This window comes from Marinitoga sp. 1138, assembly GCF_013363265.1.
GTDB classification, from domain to species: Bacteria; Thermotogota; Thermotogae; order Petrotogales; family Petrotogaceae; genus Marinitoga; species Marinitoga piezophila.
In genome coordinates this window covers 101,303-121,014 of record NZ_LBFA01000030.1, presented here as the reverse complement: position 1 = coordinate 121,014, position 19,712 = coordinate 101,303, and the positions used below count along the sequence as shown (strand labels likewise).

The following is a 19,712-nucleotide window of genomic DNA, read 5'->3' as shown; positions in this document are numbered from 1 at the left end:
TCTGTTGGTTCGTCGAATATGTATATATCCGGATCTATCATTAATAATAACGATACTGCCAGTCTTTTTTTCATTCCCGTGGAATATTTACCTACTTTTTTCTTTGCATGTTGCTGTATTCCTGTTATTTTTAAATATTTATCCATTTCTTCTTTTGTGACTTTCTTATATATGCTCGAGCTAATATATTTCATATTTTCATACGCATTCATGGTTTTTATGAACTGTGGTTCTTCTACGAAGCCCAATAAATATTTCCCTTCTTTTATTTTTATTTCTCCTTCATCGGGATTATATACTTTTGTTAATATATAAAACAGTGTGGATTTTCCTGCTCCATTTTCCCCTAATATTACAAACTTTTCCCCTTCTTTGACATCAAAATCCACGCCTTTTAATACTTCTTTTTCTTTGAAGCTCTTTTTTATCCCTTTTACTTCTATCATTTTTTCACCACCGTTCTTTACTCAATTTTTAATTCATAAATTTCAAATACTGAATAGTTCTTCCCATCTTTCTTTTCTGTTTCGTTTAATACTCCATAATATTTATCTTTCATTTTGAAAAAGATTATTGGTTTGTCTGTAATTTTTGTAATTTCACCAGTTTCAAAATTAATTTTGTAATTTTTTCCTTTATATAAAACTTCTTCAATTTCTGTCGGTAAATCCGGAATTAATAAAAAAATACTTTTTGTTGTTCGTGGAAAGAATACTCCATTTTTTTCTAATTCTTTTTTCCAGATTACTTTGAATTTATTATTTATTATTTCACCCATTACCAATTTCATAATATCTTCTTCATTTATTTCTATTAATACTTTTTTATTCTTATATGCAAAATATGAATATTCAATCTTTCCCTCCTTTAATAATGGATATATCTCTTCCATGTTTATATCCTCTACTTTTCCATTTTCAAGATTATATCTTTTTATGTTTATCTTCCCTCCATAATTTCCAAAATATGCATATTTCCCATCCTGATATATATAAACATAATATTTCATATCTGAAAATGCCTTTTCATCTTTTTTTAGAAGTTTATATGTCTTTGCATCAAATGTATGTTTTAGTTTTATGTATTTACTATTTGATCCAAAGAATGACGATACGCTTTTTTCCCCTGTGCTCTCAAATATATATAATTTATCCTTATACTCTGCCGTTTCAAGATATCCCGAAAAATCATTTAATGTAATTAAATCTTTATGCCACTCAAGATTTTTATCAACTACCATTATTTTTCTTTCAGACTCATTTACTCCTAAACTTATTATTAATCTATCCTTTAGTTCTTTATCAATCATCACTGCCCATGATTTTATTTTTAAATTCAACTTTTTATTGAATATATATTCATTATCCTTTTTTATATATTCATTTATTTCCATATCTCCATTCTTCTCATTTCCACATATTATCCAGAATTTATCTTCAAAATTAAAGGTTGTTATAAATGTCACACTTGTAAGTTCTCCGATTTCGTATAATGCAGGAGCTTCTTTTTTTATTATTTGTTCTGTATTATCTCTTAATGAATATATTCGTATTTTAAAATCCTTTCCAATTGCTACAAACGGTGTGATTATTACTTCATTTTTTGTAAATGTTGTGATTAATTTTGGTGGCTTTTTTGAATTTTCTATTTCCAGCTCTATTTTCTTTATCATTTTTAAACTATCAGAAAACAACGAGATCGTTAGTATCAATATAAATAAAATGATTAATCCTCTTCTTTTCATTTTCTCATCCCCCTATTTTTAATTTTTCAACTTAAATTTTATCATTTCTAACATGACTTTCAAGGTCTATTTCCAAAATAAAAAGTCGCTATTTATCAGTGTTTCAGAAATCAAAGAATGTTACTGTTTAATTAACTCATGTAACACACGTTTTTTTCACATTCTTTCTTTGTTATTTATAATATGCTTGTATTAAACTTTTTAACCAATTCCAATTATAAATCTTATGTTACAATGTAATGTTAAATTCAATGTTTCCAAGGTTTGGATTTTTACCGGTAAAATTTTGGTTAAAAAATAATTAAATAAATAAAAATCCCCTTTCGGGGATTTTGAATGTCAAATTATATACTTTTTTAATCTATTCCATGAAATTAATGCTTCTCTTAAAGAGTTCCAGATTCCAAATATAGAATTATTCATTATATTTGCTACATCTTTTACATACATGTATAATGCAATTAATGAACCAACATCTTTTAAAAGTAATCCTCTATATATTAGATATGCATATATTGAATATTGAAAAAAATCATTTATTGTAAAAGACAAAAACCAATCCAATATATTTATTTTTATTGAAAAATCTCTATATTTATTAATGTTATTTTCAAAACGTGATATTTCAGAATTTACAGCATTAAATAAATGTATCTCTTTCAATCCCTCTAATTGGTCCATTGCATCTGATATGTTATTAAGATTTATCTCAATTTGTTTATCATAATTTTCATAAAAATATTTATTTGAAATCCATATGCTAACGAACGATAATATCGTATATATTATTGTTGCAATACCAGATTTTATATCAAGGTTAAATATAAAAATTATGAGAAATATCATCTTAAATATTATAGTGAAATTTTCCATTCCTGAAGAGCTTACTGCTTCCATTATTTTTTCAGGTAATCTTAATAAACTTTCAGAATAATATATTTCATCATATTCCTTGAATTCTAAATAATCGAATTTTAAAATGTTTGATAAACCTTTTATAGTTATTAAATATGATGCTTTCTTCTTATAATATTCTAAAAAGATTTTTACCATGGTTTTTAATAAAAAAGATATTATAATTATCAAAGTCATATTTAATAAAACTTTATAATTAATTATTCCAGATGTCAAAAAATCTATGAAATCCTTTGTATAAAGTGGAATTGTAGTATAGAGATATTCTGAAATAATTGAAATAATAGAAAGAACTATGATAACAAATATTATTTTTTTCATAATATCACCATTTTATATCTTGGTTTATTGAAAATTTTTAGAATATTCCTCAAATACACTTATAATCTCTGGTATTACGTTAGTATAATTGCTTATAAAAATAGAATAAGAAGTGATAATTTCAACTATTTGAATGATCTTAATTCCTTCGCCAAGAGAAATGTTTTTTTCTATAATTGAAATTCCAACAATATACAAAATTGCTGGAAAAACCAAAAAATTCATAATTTCAAAACCTGAAATAAATAATTCTATTTTCTGTTTTCGCTTTATAATATTCAAAATCTCTTTGAAATGATTTGAAATTCTATTGACCTCATTTTTTAAAATATTAAATACTCTAATTTCCACAAAACCTCTTAAAATATCCTCAATTTCTTTTATTTTCTTCGCTTCTAATCTGATAATTTCCAAATTTTTTGAAGAAAGATATTTTATTTTTAATCTGGATACTATATATAAAACAATTGTATTAGCAATTAATAGTACTCCCACTATTAGGGATCTTTTCAATATATAAAAAAGCAATATAAAATAAAAAATTATATAAACCACAAAATTGACGTTTGATTCGTAAAATAAAGATGCTATACCCTCTTCAGAAAGATTAAATAGTAAATCTATCTTTTCTGAAAAATTATTTATCTCTTTATTGTTTCTCAATAAAAATTCAAAACCTCGTTTTTTATAATAAGATGAAATCTCGTATATATTTTTTGTATAAAATATTCCAAAAAAAATATTTAAAAGTAATTGAAGAAAATATACAAACAATAATATCTGAAAATATTGAAAGGCTTTTTCGCTACCAAAATTATCAGTCAATCTCTGAAATATAAACGGAACTGATATATTTCCAAATTGAATAAAAATGCTTATTATAAACACAAAAAATGTTTTTAGCTTATTAGATTTTGGTAATTCTTTTAAAATATTAAAAAAAACTTCCATTTTTATCACCTTATAAAAAATTTCGTTTTCTATTATATCATACAGATAGTCTCAAATGAGTTTTTATCTCATTTGAGACTATTATAATTAATCAAAATGTTGTATATAAATAATTATCAAATTTTATTCTTCATATTCTATACTCATTTTTTCTTCAAAACTATTTAAATAGAAATTTAAGATAAAAATTCTAAAATTTTTCAAATACCTTTGCTATTCATTTTATTTATGAAATTAAGATTTTTTGATATAATATTTTCTGTATCAAAAACATAATATATTTACGATGTATCTTAAATAGTATTTTCTTTTATTTTATCATTTCTAACATGACTTTCAAGTGTTTTTTCAAAAATAAAAATCCGCTTTTTATCAGTATTTCAGAAGTTGATTTTCGTTACACTTTGATTAACTCATGTAACATCAGAAAATTTGGAAATTCATTTCGTTTTTTAAAATACTTTTATATTCGTTATTTTGTCTTTTTCTTAATTCTTTATTATGTTACAAGAGAATGTTAATTTTAAAGTTTCTTACTTTCAAAAAAGATTAGTAAAAATACTTTTAATTTTTTGTAAGTTGGAGGTTAAAATGGGGATTTGTATAAAAGATATTTTAAATATAGTTGAGTATGGTTATTTTTCAAAACCAATTGTTAATTATATTTATCCAAAGATTAGTGATGTAGCATTGAAATATTATCTTCTGTTATTAAAATCCAAATGGGAAAGAGACTATTATTCTGCTATTGATTATGCAAATAAAGTTATTTCAGTAGCAACAACAATTGTATTAAGAGAATTAGCAAGATTTGAGATTATTTCTTTATATAATAAAATAGGAAAATCTGATTTATCAAAAAAAGAATTTATTATTTTAAGAAATAACTTTGATAAGCTTTCATCATATGCAAGAAGTTTGATATTACCAGGATTAAATTTATTTAATAAATCATATAATATAACTGATAATTTTAAAATATACTCTGATAATTATGAAGAAAATAATGTAGATAAGGCTATTTTAAAATATTCTCATGCAAGAGAACATATTAAAAATGAAGAATATAATAAAGCATATGAATTATTCATAGAAGGTTATTTTCTTGCAAAAGAATTCCCGCATCCTACAATGCTGTGTAATGGTTTAAATGGTGCAGCATGGTGGATAAGAAATGAAGATAAAAAGAAAGCTTTAATTGCTGCAAATTTACTGGAATATTATATTGGTTATTATTTCGAAGATTTAAATTATACCTATAACTGGTTTGATACTATTTTTGAAGTCAGAAGAATTAATAATGATGTGACTATTTTTGAAATATGTAATATAGTAAATGAACTAAAAAAGATTTTTCCTGAAGTGAAAATTGATAAGAAGTTTAATAGAAGCTTTTATTCAAAAGAATTTGAAAAAGAAATAAAGAAGAATTTTAAAAAAAATACTATTAAATTTAGAAAACAAAAAGAAATAAATATTCCTGTATTATTTTTTTCAACATATACAGCATTAATAGAAAAACCATTTTTTACAAAGAGTCATATTTTAAAATTGATTTTTGAAGGTAATAAAGATAAAATCATTAAATTCTTCTCTGCTAATTATGAGAAGATGTATTTTTTTAATGTTATGATGAGTGATTTTAATTTGAAGAAAGTTGAAAGGAGATTATTGAATTCTGAAGATGTTGAAGATTCGGAATATAATATTTCACCATTTTATTTAGCAAGAAAAAAACTCATCACTGAGCTTTTTAAGAAAACAAAGAACTTTAAGGAATTTGTTTTTAATTATTTTAAGCTCAGTGATGAGGAAATAAGACTTTTTGATATGTTTTTAAGAATTTGCGTTCGATACGATATTAAATGGCCCATTACTCCTTATCCAAAAGGTAAGGTTCGTGATTTTGCTATTAAATATGGTTTCGGTCAAAAGCATGTTGTTTTAGGCTATTACTCTTTTGAAGACGATGAAAGAGTTTTGATTGATGATATTATTGAAAGGTTTTTATAATAAAATAAAAAAATCAAGCTGAAAAAATCCAGCTTGATTTTTTATTGATTATTAACTTCGACTTGGTCGACAACGTCGACAATTTTCGACAACCTTCGACAGGATAATTTAAATATATAAATATTTTACTTTGCCTGAGAGTTTATAAGTTCCGTTTTGCTCTATAATTATTCCCAGTTCTAATAGTCTATCAAAAATTGAATATGCAGTTGATCGAGGTAATTTATTTTTTGAAATAGCTTTTTTTACAATCTCTTCTCTACTTCCAGGATATAAACTTTCATCAATAAATGTTTTTTGCTTTTCTGTTAGCGAAATTTCATTTAAATATTCTTTTACAATGTTTCTCATTAGAGTTCTTACCAATTTTTCGTCAATTCTTATAATCTTTTGAGACAACGCTTCAAAAATAATCTTTTGTGTAATCCAGAATGCATCTCGTGGATTACCATCTGAAAAATCAGCAATTAATTCCAATGATTTATCATCAAAAAAATCAATATGTTCTTTTAACCTTTTAATAAGAATTTCCTTGATTTCAGATGAGGTAAATTCTCTTAAAAAAATTATATCTTTTATTATATTTTCAAGGTTTCCACTTTCATTTCTATGCATTCTATCATTTTTATATTCTCTATATATAGAATACGGCAATGAAACAATTACAATAAGTCCTTCTTTTTGCAATTCCAATTTTAAACTATCCAATACGATTAATACATCACGTTTTTTTTCTTTATCCAATTCATCAATTATTATAATCACTTTATTATATTTTTTTATCAATTCATCAGTTAATTTATTTAAATATTCTTTTGCTTTAAAATAATTAAAACGTGGTGCTTTTTGATTTTGAGAACCAACTGATGCATTTCCAATAAAACTTATTCCTAATGAAAATCCCTTAATATATGAAATTTCTTCAAGAATCCATTCTTTAATTTCCTTTGCAATTTTTATATCTTTTTCAGATACCAAAGATAAATTATAAAGTATATCATAAAGAATTGTATCCTGATTTTCTCTTTGAGTTAATGTTATTTTTATTGTATGAAAAGGTATTTCAATATTATTTATTACAGTTGTTTTTCCAATACCAGTTTCTCCGCAAATACCATAAATTCCATATGGCTGATACTGCGTCAAAAGATTTATTAATTCAAATTCTTTTTCTCTATTCACAAGCAATTTTTTATCTGTTTTATTTAAAGGTTTATCAACTACTTTTTCAATTATCTTCCCTAATTCCATAATCTCACCCCAGATATTATTATATCACATTAGTTCGACTTAATCGACAACGTCGACAATTTTCGACAACATTCGACAGGATATTTAATCAAGCCGCTTCCTATTCCAAAAAATTGCTTGACAAAATTATCTATCAAGGAGTTTTTATAACAAAATCCCTAGAATCTAGGGATTTTGTTAATTTTATGATTTTTCATTTTTTATAATACTGCGAAATGTAATCATCAATAAAATCATTCCATAATCTTCTTACATCGATATTTTTTATTCCATAGGATATATATAATCCCAATGTGTCCATAGTTACAAAAATTTTTTGAGCTAATAAATTTATATCTACATCTTCTTTTAACTTTCCATTTTCCGATATTTCCTGTAATTTTTCTCCGATTTTATTTAGAACCTTTGTTATATATTCTTCAAGCAATTCCTTTATTTCTTTGTTTTTTAGTGATTGTTGAAATAATACCATAGTAATATTTTGAGATTTTTGATCCTGTTCATATATATCTATAGCCATAAAACCAAATTCTTTTATTTTATCAAGAGAATCAAAGGAATATTGGTCAAAGATTTTTACAAACTCTTCGAAATATGATTTTATTACATGATAAAATAATTCATCCTTACTTTTAAAATAATGATAAATAGCTCCTTTGGAAACTCCTGCAGTTTCCTTAATTTTATTTAAACTCGCATTTTCATAACCATTTTCTGAAAAAACCAGATATGCTGCTTTTAAAATTTTTTCATAAGTATCTTCCATATTAATCACCAAGCTTCTTTACTATTTCATTTGCCCATTTTTTTACTTTATCTCTATCTTTTTCATTAATTTTCCTTATCCATCCCCAAAAAACTCCACTCTCAACAACTAAATCTCCAACTTTTTCTTCAAGCGGTCTTAAATAGTGATTTTTTATATATTTCTCTGTAGCTTTCCCAAATAATTGAGCCATACAAACAATAAATACAGCTGTTTTTTTCTCTTTTAAGATAGAACTATTTTCTTCTAAAAAATTCATAATTCCTTTTAGGGGTTTTTCATAATAAATAGGACTTCCTATTATAAACAAATCATAATCATATTTATTGTTAAATTCATTATATTTAAATATATCCACATCTATATTGTGTTGTTGGATATCTTCTTTAATCCATTTTGAAAAGACCTTTGTTGAATTCTTTTTGGTATCATATATTACACATATTTTCATTATTAATTCGACTCCTTATTATCTTTGCTTTCCATATAACTGATAATAGACGTAATTACATATGCTGTAATTAAAAAACTAAATATAACTCCCATTAACAATAATAGTCCAAATCCTACGAATCCTCTATATTTAGCCAGAACAAATGAACCAAAAGCTGCTCCTGTTGTTAATGTTGTCATTGTAATAGCTTTTCCTGTACTCCTTAACGCCTCTCTTAAATTCTTTTCTCTTCTATATCTATGTATCAAATGAATTCCATCATCTACACCTATACCAATAATTAATGGTAAGGCAATAATATTTACTACATTAAATTTAATATCAAACCAACCCATTATTCCTAACATTAATACAATTGCAAGTAGCATTGGTAATAACGCTAAAATCGAGTATTTCAAACTTCTAAGATCTATTAACAGAACAACAAATATCAAAATTAATGTTAATATCAATAGATTTTTTCCTTCTTCAGCAGAGATTTTCACAACCTTATAGAATAATAAGGAAGTGCCTGTAACATTATCAACATTCAAGCCATCTAAAATCTTAAAATATTCTTTTTGGAAGTCTGCATTCCATATATCTCCTGCTGGATATACTGTAGTTAAAACTTTTCCATCATCACTGACATAATTAGATTTTATTTCTTCTGGAATCTTATCTATAGTAATAAATTCAGAATCATTTAAATCCTTTTTTAGTAAATTTATCTGGCTAATAATAGTTTTTTGAACTGCTAAGTAATCTTCATAATTCTTATCCATTAATTTATTTATAATTCCAGACTTTACAATTTCATTTACTTTTTTCCCTAAATCTTTGTATCCAAAAGTATTTAAGGATAACGAAGCTTTTAGCATATTAAGATTTAACCTTCTCAATTCATTTTTTAATTTATTCATATCAAAATTAATAGGTTCTACATATAATGATTTTACCGTTTTTGCATTTTTTAACCTAACAACCTGTTTTTCTGTTTCGGGAATAAATGGAATTATACTATCTACTTCTGAAAATACTTTTACATTTTTAATCTTTTCATATAGCATCTTTGCTTCAGCCAGATTATTACTTATAAATATTGTATTATCAGGTGAAAGCTCAAATTCTTCAAGAATTTTGTTATTAATAGCTATACTTTCTAAACCTTTTGCTTCAATTTCAAGCATATTTTTTTCAAATTGCACCTTAGTTATTTTTACGGCAGAAAAAATAATTAATACAACAAGAAGAATTATACTAATCATTCTATATTTTTTTATATCATAATCAATTACAAATGTTTTTCCAGGATCTTTAAAACTCTTACCAAACCATTTTAATAATATAGGCAATATTGTTATTGCAGAAATCAATGTAAAAATAATACCTGCAGATAAAACAATACCAAATTCTCTAAATCCTGGAAATTCACTTATTATAAATATTCCCATTACTATAGCCGTTGTAACAGCACCGGCAACAATACCTCTAACGTTCTTTTCAAAAACACCATATAATGCATCTTTTACATTATTTCCTTTACTTCTCAATTCAAGATATAGGGATATAATGTGAATTGAATAATCAATTCCTAATCCTGCAAGTATTGCACCCATCATTACTGTCATAATATTTAATGAACCTATAGTTATTTTTGCATATCCTAAAGCAAGAATAATACCTGTTATCAACGGAATAATTGAAAGTATCATAAACTTAAAACTTCTAAATCCAAGATAGAATATTATAAGTATCAATATAACGGACACAGTTGTTGTAATTGCCATATCCCTTTCTGTAGTAACCATTTCATCTCTTTCAATAACAGCCGTTCCTGTTAAACCGGCTTTTACATTATAATTTTTTGCTTCATCCTTTACAACCTTTTCAATTTTATTAACCAATTCAATAGTTCTATTTAAATCATTAAAGGATATACCAGGTCTAACAATAACTATTCCAAACTTTCCGTCATCAGAAATCATATATTCTTTGCCAAATAACATTCCCTGGAAATTTTGTTTAACTGCTTCTATATCATTATTATTTATTGAAACAAGTAAATTATTAAAAGAATCAAGAATATAGTTAAATTGCCTCTTTTCCTGTTCTGAAATATGATAACCGTTATCAGGAGTTTCAAACATCTGGTTTAAAGAATCAAAAAAATCAACAATATTTTCCGAAGAATATAATTTTAAAAGAAATTTTTGTTGTTCGTCTGGTGACAACAAAAATATATTTTTTTTCATAAAATCCATGGGATTCCTGGCATATATTGCATCAACCCCATCCATTGTTTTTAATTTAGATGAAATAGCATCTATATACTTTATGATATCTTCTTTATTTCCTTCAATACCAATCATAATATTATCTATACTTTTAAAGCTCTTAGACGCTTCTTTATAAACCTGAACATATGGATCATCTGCTGGCAATAAATCCAAAAAGCCAGGTTTAATATATAACTTTGTCGTAAAATATAAGGCTACAAGAGTTAAAACCATCATTAAAGCAAATACAACTTTAGAGTGTTCAATGATTATTTTTCCAAGCTTTTTCACAAAATATCCCTCCTTCTAGACCGGCTGGTCGGTATAAAAAATACTACACCTATTTCTTTACAAAAAGATAAACATAAAATAAAAAACAGAGCACTAAAAATTTAGTGCCCTGCATTAATAATTATCTTACTTATTCAAGAAAAATTTTAAATCTTCTTCTACTGTTGTAATTGGATTAATTCCAAAATTATCTACTAATACTTTTAATACATTTGGTGAAATAAATGCTGGAAGTTTTGGACCTAATTTTATTCCTTTTACTCCTAAATAAAGTAATGCAAGTAATACTGCTACTGCCTTTTGTTCATACCATGCAATATTATATTCAATTGGTAATTCATTTATATCTTCAAGGCCAAATGCTTCTTTTAACTTTAATGCTGTTACAACTAATGAGTATGAATCATTACATTGACCTGCATCCAATACTCTTGGAATACCATCTATATCTCCAAGATCAAGTTTGTTATATCTATATTTTGCACAACCTGCTGTTAAGATAACTGTATCTTTTGGCAAGTTAGCTGCAAATTCTGTATAGTATTCCCTTTCCTTATGTCTTCCGTCACAACCAGCCATTACAAAGAATTTCTTAATAGCTCCTGATTTTACGGCATCTATAACCTTATCTGCAACCTTTGCAACCTGTTCATGAGCAAAACCTATAACAATCTTTTTACCTTCTCTTTCTGGAATTGGACCCAATTCTAATGCTTTCTTGATTACTGGTGAGAAATCTTTTGGTTTTCCATCTGTTCTATTTGGAATATGAGTTAATTTATCAAAACCAACAAGTCCTGTTGTGAATACCCTATCTTTATATGATTCTTTTGGAGGTACTAAACAGTTAGTTGTCATTAAAATTGCTCCACCAAATTCAGCAAATTCTTTATCCTGTTGCCACCATGCTCCTCCAAAGTTTCCAGCTAAATGCTCGTATTTCTTTAATTCTGGATATGCATGGGCTGGTAACATTTCACCATGTGTATAAATCTTTATGCCTGTTCCTTCAGTTTGTTTTAATAATTCCTCTAAATCTAATAAGTCATGACCACTAATTAATATAGCTGGTGTATTATATGTTCCTGTATAAACTTCTGTAATTTCAGGATTTCCATATGTTGATGTATTTGCTTTATCAAGTAATGCCATTACATCAACAGCATATTTACCAGTTTCAAGTGTTAAATTAATTAATTCATCTGCTGTAATATCTTCTCTTAATGTTTCAGCCATTCCTTTTTGTAAGAAATATAAAATATCATCATTTGTATATTTTAAAACATAAGCATGATCAGCATAAGCTGCAATACCTTTTAATCCATATATTACTAATTGTTTTAAAGATCTGATATCTTCATCTTTATCAGCTAATACTCCTACTTCAAAACCTTTTTGTGCATATAAATTAGCGTCGCCTCTCTTATCCCATTCTGCTGCTTCTGGTACTTTTTCATCAAATGATTTGCCTTCTTTTTTAGCATAAGCTTCAAGAAATTTATGCTTTACTCTGTCTTTTAAATCTAAAGCTTTTTCTATAAATTCAACCATTCTTTCAACAGAAAAGTTTACATTTGTGATTGTAATAAATAATGCTTCTGCTACAAATAAATTAGCTTCATCGTCTTTAATTCCATATTCTTTTGCTTTTAATCCCCAATACGATAAACCTTTAGTTACCCAAAGCAACATATCCTGTAAATTAGCTACTTCTGGTGTCTTACCACAAACACCCATTGCTGTACAACCTACACCTCTTGCAGCTTCTTCACATTGATAACAAAACATTCCCATATTAACACCTCCGTGTTCATTTAAAAAAAATTGATTTAATATATGATTTTGTGAATTTTTTTATTTTATCTACATATTAATTATAACCTTTTTTGTCGGTTTTTGTCCGTAACCTATGTTACACTTTTTGAATCTTAACATTTTTTACACAGAATTAAATTTATAATATTTACTTTATTATATCTTTTCTTAAATCTTTTGCTTTATGCAAGTAAACAAAATTTTGTGTATCGCTCTCACAATGAATTAGTAATCTAATAATTGCTTTTGGAGAATTTTCAAAAACGGCTTCTTGAAGTGTAAATAATGCTACATTATCCAATTTGAAGTTTTCTCTAATAACAGTGATAGGATTATAAGCAGTTATATCAGGGGTTACAGAGCAAAATATACTAATAATTCTCTTTATGTTGTTTTTTTCTACAATTTGGGTGTATAATTCTATTGTACGAGAGATTATTTCTTCTTTGGTATTATTTTCAATTGAAGTTGCACCACGTATTCCTACTATCATTAAAGCTCACCTCCAAATTATTGAAAAATGAAAGAAGGGGTATTATGAATTTTGCCATTGTAATTAATACATATATTCGTACTAATGATAATAAAAGAGATTTTTTTGATCATCCTACACCTTTAAATGATTTTGAAAACAAAAATACATTACATAAAACTATTGATAGCATCAATAAATTAAATGTTGGTAAAAACGACAATATTAGCGTCTATATTTTCGCAGTAGCTGCACATGAAGATGTTTCAAAAGATGGAATTATAATCGAAAAAATTGAAAAAATAATGGAAGGTTTTAAATATAACTTTTATATATATACTAACACAGATATTCAATGTTGTAAAGAAAAATACAATTCCCTTTTTTTCTCTTCAAAAGGATATCCTGAAATTAGAAATCAGGGCTTTATTTTCCCGATTATGAATGGTGAAGATGTGATTATACAAATTGACGATGATGAGCTTTTACGTGAAAATTATATTTTAAAAACAAAAGAATTATTAGAAAAAAATCCTGATAAATATGTTTTTACAGCACCATATGAAAAAAATGGAACTATACGAATTACTGGAGAAGATAAATTGAAAACCTGGAAGAAAACTACCTCTATGGATATTGATATTGTTAGGTTTATGAAAAGTCCCAAACCGCAGGAATCTATTTTTGGATTCGGTGGGAATATGATTATACGAAAGGAATTTGCAGAAAAAATGTATTATCCACTTGATGTTCCACGTGGTGAAGATTTTTCTTTATTACTTGCTTCAAGATTAATATATGAAAATGGGAATGAGTATGCTGAAATTAAAGAAAAAAACCCTATTTTCAAAAGCTATTTTATTTATGATAAGGATATTACTATTATTCATGAACCGCCATATGAAGCTAATGACGATTTTCTATTTTATGTTGAAAAGAATTTAAAGCGATTTATTCTTGAATGGCTTATGATAAAAGGACAAAGTAATTTTAAGTTCAATGATCTAAAAAAATATTCTTATTATCTGTATGAAATGATTGGTTATGATGATTATATTTCTAAAATTTATGAAATTCTGGAAGAATTAAAAGAATTTTATCCAAAAGAATCAATCGAAAATCTCAAAAAAGAATTAATAAGTTTTTATAATAAAAACTACAGTGAAAATAGATTTGAAAAATTTAAAAAACTACAAAAAGAATATATTTCTCTTATTAATCGAATAAAAGTTTAGAATTCCGTTAAATATTTCCAATAGCGTATAGGCATAAATTGTTTTTGAAGTTTAGAATTGTTTCTTTCTGTAATCGCTGCACTATTAAAATATGTTTTCCATAAACTCTGGTATTCAATTTCATCTTTTGATAAATTTTCCAAATCTTTAAAAAAATACTGATTTGAAATATTTATATTAATTAAATCCACCTTGCCCTTTGAATAAACAAGGGCAAGGTTTCTTTTTATATCATGAATAATCCAATTTTGATTTGAAAATCGGTTTATAAAATGCCGGGCAAGTAGAATAATAATATTATGGTCGGGTTCAAACGGTGCATAATAAAGTCCATTTGATAATTCTCTAAAACGTAATAACCCTATAAATTTATGCTTTTCATTTGACACTTTATATATTACCTTTTTTATTTTCAAAATATAGTCCTTTTCTATATAATTTATGGGGTCTTTTTTCAATTTCAAAGCGATATTGACATATTTTATAATATCAACTTCTATGTTTTCATATTCCGAAAGATAGGCTAAAAATATATTTTTCAAAATTCCATTATTTATTTTTCTTTTTATAAAATTACTCACATATTCAGCTTTTTTAAAGTCGGTTTTTATAATATTACCGTTGCCAAAAATCCCTTTATTTCCTTCTTTTAAAATTAAGTCAGGTAATTTCCTTTTTTCAAAACAATAATATGTAATAGTAAGTAATCCCTGAAATGTTCCATCATATGTAAGTATATTCATAATTTCAGCTCCTTGAAACTTCAATTGCCGTTGTGGGAAATAATGGTATTTTCATACTTAAGTTTTCAGTTAATTTTTCCCTTATTGCGTCAGGAGATAAAAAAATATTACTATAATATTTACCGTTACAGGTAATAAAATATTTTGCTCGTTTTAGAACAACACCTATTTTTTTCAAATCATCAAAGGTTATAGGTGAATATTTTCTTGCTTTAATTATAGTCAATGCTGATTTTATTCCTATCCCAGGCACTCTGATTAATTCATCATAAGATGCTCTATTAATTTCTATAGGGAAAAAATGAAAATTTCTTAATGCCCATGACGTTTTGGGATCAAGCTTTTCATCTAAAAATGGATTTTTCTCATTAAGAATTTCAGAAGCTGAAAACTTATAAAATCTCAATAACCAATCTGCCTGATATAATCTATGTTCTCTTTTCAATGGTGGTTTTATATTTATAGGAAGACGCTTATCTTTATTAACAGGTATAAATGCTGAATAATATACTCTTTTCATATTGAATTTTTTATACATACCTTCTGCCAATCTCAAAATTTGATAGTCGCTTTCAGGTGATGCTCCAACAATTAACTGTGTACTATGGCCGGCTGGAACAAATAGAGGAGTTTTTTTATATTTCTTTCTATCTTCAACATTAGCCAGAATATTTGTTCCCAAAAATTTCATGGGTTTAATTATATTTTCTTTTTTCTTTTGTGGGGCCAATAGTTTTAAACTTTTTTCACTTGGCAACTCAATATTAACGCTTAACCTATCCGCATAAAAACCTGCTTCACGTATAAGTTTCAAATCTGCTCCTGGAATAGCCTTCAAATGGATGTAACCATTAAAATTTTCTTCTTTTCTGAGCTTTTTTACTACTTTCAACATTTGCTCCATAGTATAATCAGGACTTTTTATTATTGCGGAACTTAAAAATAAACCTTCTATGTAATTTCTTCTATAAAAATTCATTGTTAACTGAACAACCTCATCAACAGTAAATGTTGCCCTTTTTACATCATTACTTGCTCTATTTATACAATAAGCACAATCGTAAATACAGGCATTTGAGAATAAAATCTTCAAAAGTGAGATGCATCTTCCATCTGATGTCCAGCTATGACATACACCACTGGTTACGGCATTTCCTATACCTTTTTTTTCATTATTTCTATCAGAACCGCTTGAAGCACATGAAACATCATATTTAGCTGATGAAGATAATATCCTCAATTTTTCATTTATATCCATATCATCACCCTATAATATAAACTTATTTATAATCTTACTACACATAGTATACTACAAAATAGTTGCTGTGTCAAGTTTTTAATTAAAAATAAAAAGGCCCCTTTCGGGACCTTTAATATAAATTATTTTCTACCGCCTCTATAACCATTTCCTGGTTGCGCATTTCCTGAACCGTTTAAAATATCGCTAAGTTCATCTGGTGAAATATATTGTGCTGAATATGTTTCATTATACCTTTCTAATAACCCCACAAATGCTCTCATATGATTTTCAGAACCGAATTTAAGATTTTCATATACCACTTTTATATCTTCATTATCTGTTTCTTTTATTAACTCTTCAAGATCATATATATCTAAGTCTTCTATTGTTGCTCCAACTTTTAAGGCATCTATGATTGAAGTTTTTCCCTGTTCAACAAGTTGATCATATAATCTTTTTAATTCTTCATTTTTAAAAACACCAACTGTATAATCTGTAATTGGATCTTCAATATCATATTTATCTAAAATAGTTTTTACTGCATTCATATGTGTTTGTTCTGATTGAGCAATGTTATAAAACGTTTGAATTCCCCAGATATCATATAATGTTAAATAAACATCTCTTGCTAATTTTTCCTCTTCTCTCATTTGTAATAAACCATCAATTTCATTTGAAGACAACTCTTGTGTTGGTAATGATTCTACTGCTGCTGCCGGATTATTGAAAAAGCCTCCTGCGAATGATACTATTACTAATATTAAAATCATACTTCCTAATAACAAACCTTTTTTCATAATACCGCCTCCTTATTCCTCGATTAATTTTCTTTTTCTTAAAAATTCTTCTTCACTAATTTCGCCTCTCGCAAATTGTTCCTTCAATATTTCAAGAGCTTTATTTATCTTCGACATCTTTATAATACTCTATAAACCTTAGAGGAGACTTAGAAAAAACTTAAAGTTACCTTAGAAAAACTTGATTTTCTTTCTTATTTATGATATTATAAACAATAGACTAATTAAATAAACAAAAGTTTAGGTGATAAAATGACAAATAGAGAAAAGGAAATTTTAGAACTAATAAAAGAAAATCCTTTCATAACCCAGGACGAATTGGCTAAGCAACTAAATATAGCCCGTTCTTCTGTTGCTGTACATATTGCCAATTTAATAAAAAAAGGATATATTTTAGGTAGAGGATATATAATAAATAAACTTGATTATGTAACGGTAATAGGCGGAGCAAATATTGATATCAACGGATTTCCAAATAAAAAACTAAAATTAAAAGATTCAAACCCCGGTAAATCAAAAATCTCACCTGGTGGTGTAGGAAGAAATATCGCAGAAAATCTTTCAAGATTAAATATAAACACTAAATTACTAACAGCTATTGGAAATGACATATATGGCAAAAAAATTATTGAACATTCTAAAAATATAGGAATTGACATTAGTGACTCATTAATACTAAACGACTTCTCAACATCAACTTATCTTGCTATACTCGATGAAAAAGGAGATATGGCTGTTGGATTATCCGATATGGAGATATGCGAAAAAATAGATATAAATTATATTAAATCCAAAAAAAATATTATTGAAAAGTCTAAAGCTGTTATACTCGATACTAATTTACCTCAAAAAACAATAGAATATATTACAAAAAACATTAACAACACATTTATTGTAGATACAGTTTCTACCGCAAAAACTGTTAAAATATCAAATATACTCAATTATGTCCATTCCATCAAACCTAATATATATGAAGCTGAAATACTTTCTGGCATAAAAATCGAAAACAAAAAAGATGCTGAAAAAGCTGTTAGAAATATTATTAATAAAGGAGTTAAAAGAGTATTTTTAACAATGGGAAAAGATGGAATTTTATGTGCTGACAAAAATAAAATGATATATATAAAAACACCGAAAATTAAAGTAATAAATGCAACTGGTGCCGGAGACGCATTTACAGCAGGAATAGTATTAGGATATTTAAACAACTATTCTTTAGAAAAAACAGCGAAAATTTCCATAGCTGCCTCGGCAATTACATTAGAGTCAGAAGGGGCAAATTCAGAACAATTATCAAAAGAAAATATAGAAAATAAATTAAAGGAGATGAAACTATGATTGAAAAATACCTTGAAATTTCACCAGAAGTAAAAAAAGCTTTAGAAGAAGGAAAACCTGTTGTAGCTCTTGAATCAACAATAATATCTCACGGCATGCCATATCCACAAAATGTTGAAACAGCTTTAAACGTTGAAAAAGTAGTTAGAGACAATGGAGCAATCCCTGCCACTATAGCTATTATTAATGGAAAACTAAAAGCTGGATTATCCGAAGAAGAAATTGAATATTTAGGTAAAAAAGGATATTCAGTAATGAAAGTAAGTAGAAGAGATATTCCATATGTAATTTCCAAAAAAATAGATGGAGCAACAACTGTAGCTGGAACAATGATTATCGCCGAAATGGCTGGAATAAAAGTTTTTGCAACCGGTGGAATCGGAGGAGTTCATAGAAATGCCCAGGAAACCTTTGATATTTCTGCAGACCTTCAGGAATTAGCAAACACAAATGTTGCAGTGGTTTGTGCCGGTGCCAAATCCATACTCGACCTTGGTTTAACTTTAGAATACCTTGAAACTTTTGGCGTTCCAGTTATTGGATACCAAACTGAAGAATTACCAGCATTTTATACACGAAAAAGCGGTTTTAATGTCAATTTCAGATTAGACACACCAGAAGAAATTGCAGAATTTTTAAAAGCAAAATGGGCATTAAACTTAAAAGGTGGAGCTGTTATTGCTAATCCTATCCCTGAAGAATATCAAATGGATTATGACACCATAACCAAAGCTATCGAAGATGCTTTAAAAGAAGCAGAAAAACTTGGAATAAAAGGTAAAGAAACTACACCTTTCTTATTGGCAAAAATAAAAGAAATAACAGGCGGCGAAAGTTTAAAATCAAATATTCAACTTGTATACAATAATGCAAAACTTGCTGCATTAATTGCTAAATCATTATAAATTACCTTATTATATAAATTTTAAAAATAAAAGTGCTTAATTCCTTCTAAATTTTGGAATTAAGCACTTTTTTTATAAATAAATTCAAGTCCATCTTTAAATTTATTGATTAAATTAAATATTTTTAATAAAAATTTTGATTTTATTATAAAAATATGATATACTATTTTATGATTTCTAAAATATGTTTTAGTTTTTTG

18 protein-coding genes are annotated in these 19,712 nt (G+C 26.4%); 4 read left to right on the top strand and 14 right to left on the bottom strand.

Features of this window, described 5'->3' with window-relative positions; translation table 11 throughout:
- From XO11_RS10230 to XO11_RS10215, 4 genes are all read right to left on the bottom strand, one after another.
- The coding region (locus XO11_RS10230; protein ID WP_175418600.1) for an ATP-binding cassette domain-containing protein at positions 1–446 on the bottom strand (446 nt) is incomplete at its 3' end.
- Between the two features lie 17 nt (positions 447–463).
- Positions 464–1,744: a hypothetical protein gene (locus tag XO11_RS10225; protein WP_175418599.1), complete on the bottom strand. Its 1,281-nt coding sequence runs from the start codon at positions 1,742–1,744 to the stop codon at positions 464–466.
- 339 nt (positions 1,745–2,083) lie between these two features.
- On the bottom strand, positions 2,084–2,980 hold the full coding sequence (locus tag XO11_RS10220; protein WP_175418598.1) for an ABC transporter ATP-binding protein: 897 nt from the start codon (positions 2,978–2,980) through the stop codon (positions 2,084–2,086).
- A 24-nt stretch (positions 2,981–3,004) separates the two neighbouring features.
- Positions 3,005–3,931 (bottom strand): ABC transporter ATP-binding protein, encoded by a 927-nt coding sequence (locus XO11_RS10215; protein ID WP_175418597.1) that lies wholly within the window; start codon positions 3,929–3,931, stop codon positions 3,005–3,007.
- Between the two features lie 591 nt (positions 3,932–4,522).
- Here XO11_RS10215 and XO11_RS10210 point away from each other — a divergent pair.
- Positions 4,523–5,944 (top strand): hypothetical protein, encoded by a 1,422-nt coding sequence (locus XO11_RS10210; RefSeq protein ID WP_175418596.1) that lies wholly within the window; start codon positions 4,523–4,525, stop codon positions 5,942–5,944.
- A gap of 108 nt (positions 5,945–6,052) precedes the next feature.
- Here the strand turns inward: XO11_RS10210 and XO11_RS10205 are convergent, their stop codons facing one another.
- The 6 genes from XO11_RS10205 to aroH all read right to left on the bottom strand — a co-directional run bounded on the left by XO11_RS10205 (position 6,053) and on the right by aroH (position 13,272).
- Complete coding sequence (locus tag XO11_RS10205) at positions 6,053–7,195, bottom strand: ATP-binding protein (RefSeq protein WP_014297527.1); 1,143 nt, start codon at positions 7,193–7,195, stop codon at positions 6,053–6,055.
- Positions 7,196–7,388: 193 nt separating this feature from the next.
- Positions 7,389–7,961, bottom strand: coding sequence for a TetR/AcrR family transcriptional regulator (locus XO11_RS10200; protein WP_014297526.1), 573 nt, complete (start codon positions 7,959–7,961; stop codon positions 7,389–7,391).
- A 1-nt stretch (position 7,962) separates the two neighbouring features.
- Positions 7,963–8,412 carry a flavodoxin domain-containing protein gene (locus tag XO11_RS10195; RefSeq protein ID WP_175418595.1) on the bottom strand — a complete coding sequence of 150 codons (450 nt, stop codon included), beginning with the start codon at positions 8,410–8,412 and terminating at the stop codon, positions 7,963–7,965.
- Positions 8,413–8,414: 2 nt separating this feature from the next.
- Positions 8,415–10,964: an MMPL family transporter gene (locus XO11_RS10190; RefSeq protein WP_175418594.1), complete on the bottom strand. Its 2,550-nt coding sequence runs from the start codon at positions 10,962–10,964 to the stop codon at positions 8,415–8,417.
- Between the two features lie 126 nt (positions 10,965–11,090).
- Positions 11,091–12,752 carry a hydroxylamine reductase gene (hcp, locus tag XO11_RS10185; protein WP_175418602.1) on the bottom strand — a complete coding sequence of 554 codons (1,662 nt, stop codon included), beginning with the start codon at positions 12,750–12,752 and terminating at the stop codon, positions 11,091–11,093.
- Between the two features lie 175 nt (positions 12,753–12,927).
- Positions 12,928–13,272 (bottom strand): chorismate mutase, encoded by a 345-nt coding sequence (gene aroH / locus XO11_RS10180; RefSeq protein WP_075780776.1) that lies wholly within the window; start codon positions 13,270–13,272, stop codon positions 12,928–12,930.
- A gap of 44 nt (positions 13,273–13,316) precedes the next feature.
- Here aroH and XO11_RS10175 point away from each other — a divergent pair, with 44 nt between their 5' ends.
- Positions 13,317–14,486, top strand: a complete 1,170-nt coding sequence (locus XO11_RS10175; protein ID WP_175418593.1) for a hypothetical protein — start codon at positions 13,317–13,319, stop codon at positions 14,484–14,486.
- Here the strand turns inward: XO11_RS10175 and XO11_RS10170 are convergent.
- The 4 genes from XO11_RS10170 to XO11_RS10155 form a co-directional block, all read right to left on the bottom strand.
- Entirely contained in the window at positions 14,483–15,229 is a 747-nt protein-coding gene (locus tag XO11_RS10170; protein ID WP_014297520.1) for a TIGR03915 family putative DNA repair protein, read from the bottom strand. The two genes, XO11_RS10175 and XO11_RS10170, sit on opposite strands and share 4 nt — an antisense overlap.
- Before the next feature lie 4 nt (positions 15,230–15,233).
- Positions 15,234–16,487: a putative DNA modification/repair radical SAM protein gene (locus XO11_RS10165; protein WP_014297519.1), complete on the bottom strand. Its 1,254-nt coding sequence runs from the start codon at positions 16,485–16,487 to the stop codon at positions 15,234–15,236.
- Positions 16,488–16,609: 122 nt separating this feature from the next.
- On the bottom strand, positions 16,610–17,266 hold the full coding sequence (locus XO11_RS10160; protein WP_175418592.1) for a DUF2202 domain-containing protein: 657 nt from the start codon (positions 17,264–17,266) through the stop codon (positions 16,610–16,612).
- A gap of 12 nt (positions 17,267–17,278) precedes the next feature.
- Positions 17,279–17,383, bottom strand: coding sequence for an SHOCT domain-containing protein (locus XO11_RS10155; RefSeq protein ID WP_175418591.1), 105 nt, complete (start codon positions 17,381–17,383; stop codon positions 17,279–17,281).
- Between the two features lie 135 nt (positions 17,384–17,518).
- Here XO11_RS10155 and XO11_RS10150 point away from each other — a divergent pair, with 135 nt between their 5' ends.
- Both XO11_RS10150 and XO11_RS10145 read left to right on the top strand, forming a co-directional pair.
- A complete protein-coding gene (locus XO11_RS10150; protein ID WP_175418590.1) occupies positions 17,519–18,607 on the top strand; it encodes a PfkB family carbohydrate kinase in 1,089 nt (362 codons plus the stop codon).
- Positions 18,604–19,512, top strand: a complete 909-nt coding sequence (locus XO11_RS10145) for a pseudouridine-5'-phosphate glycosidase (RefSeq protein WP_014297515.1) — start codon at positions 18,604–18,606, stop codon at positions 19,510–19,512. The genes XO11_RS10150 and XO11_RS10145 overlap by 4 nt, the downstream gene beginning before the upstream one ends.
- The last annotated feature ends 200 nt before the right edge of the window (positions 19,513–19,712 follow it).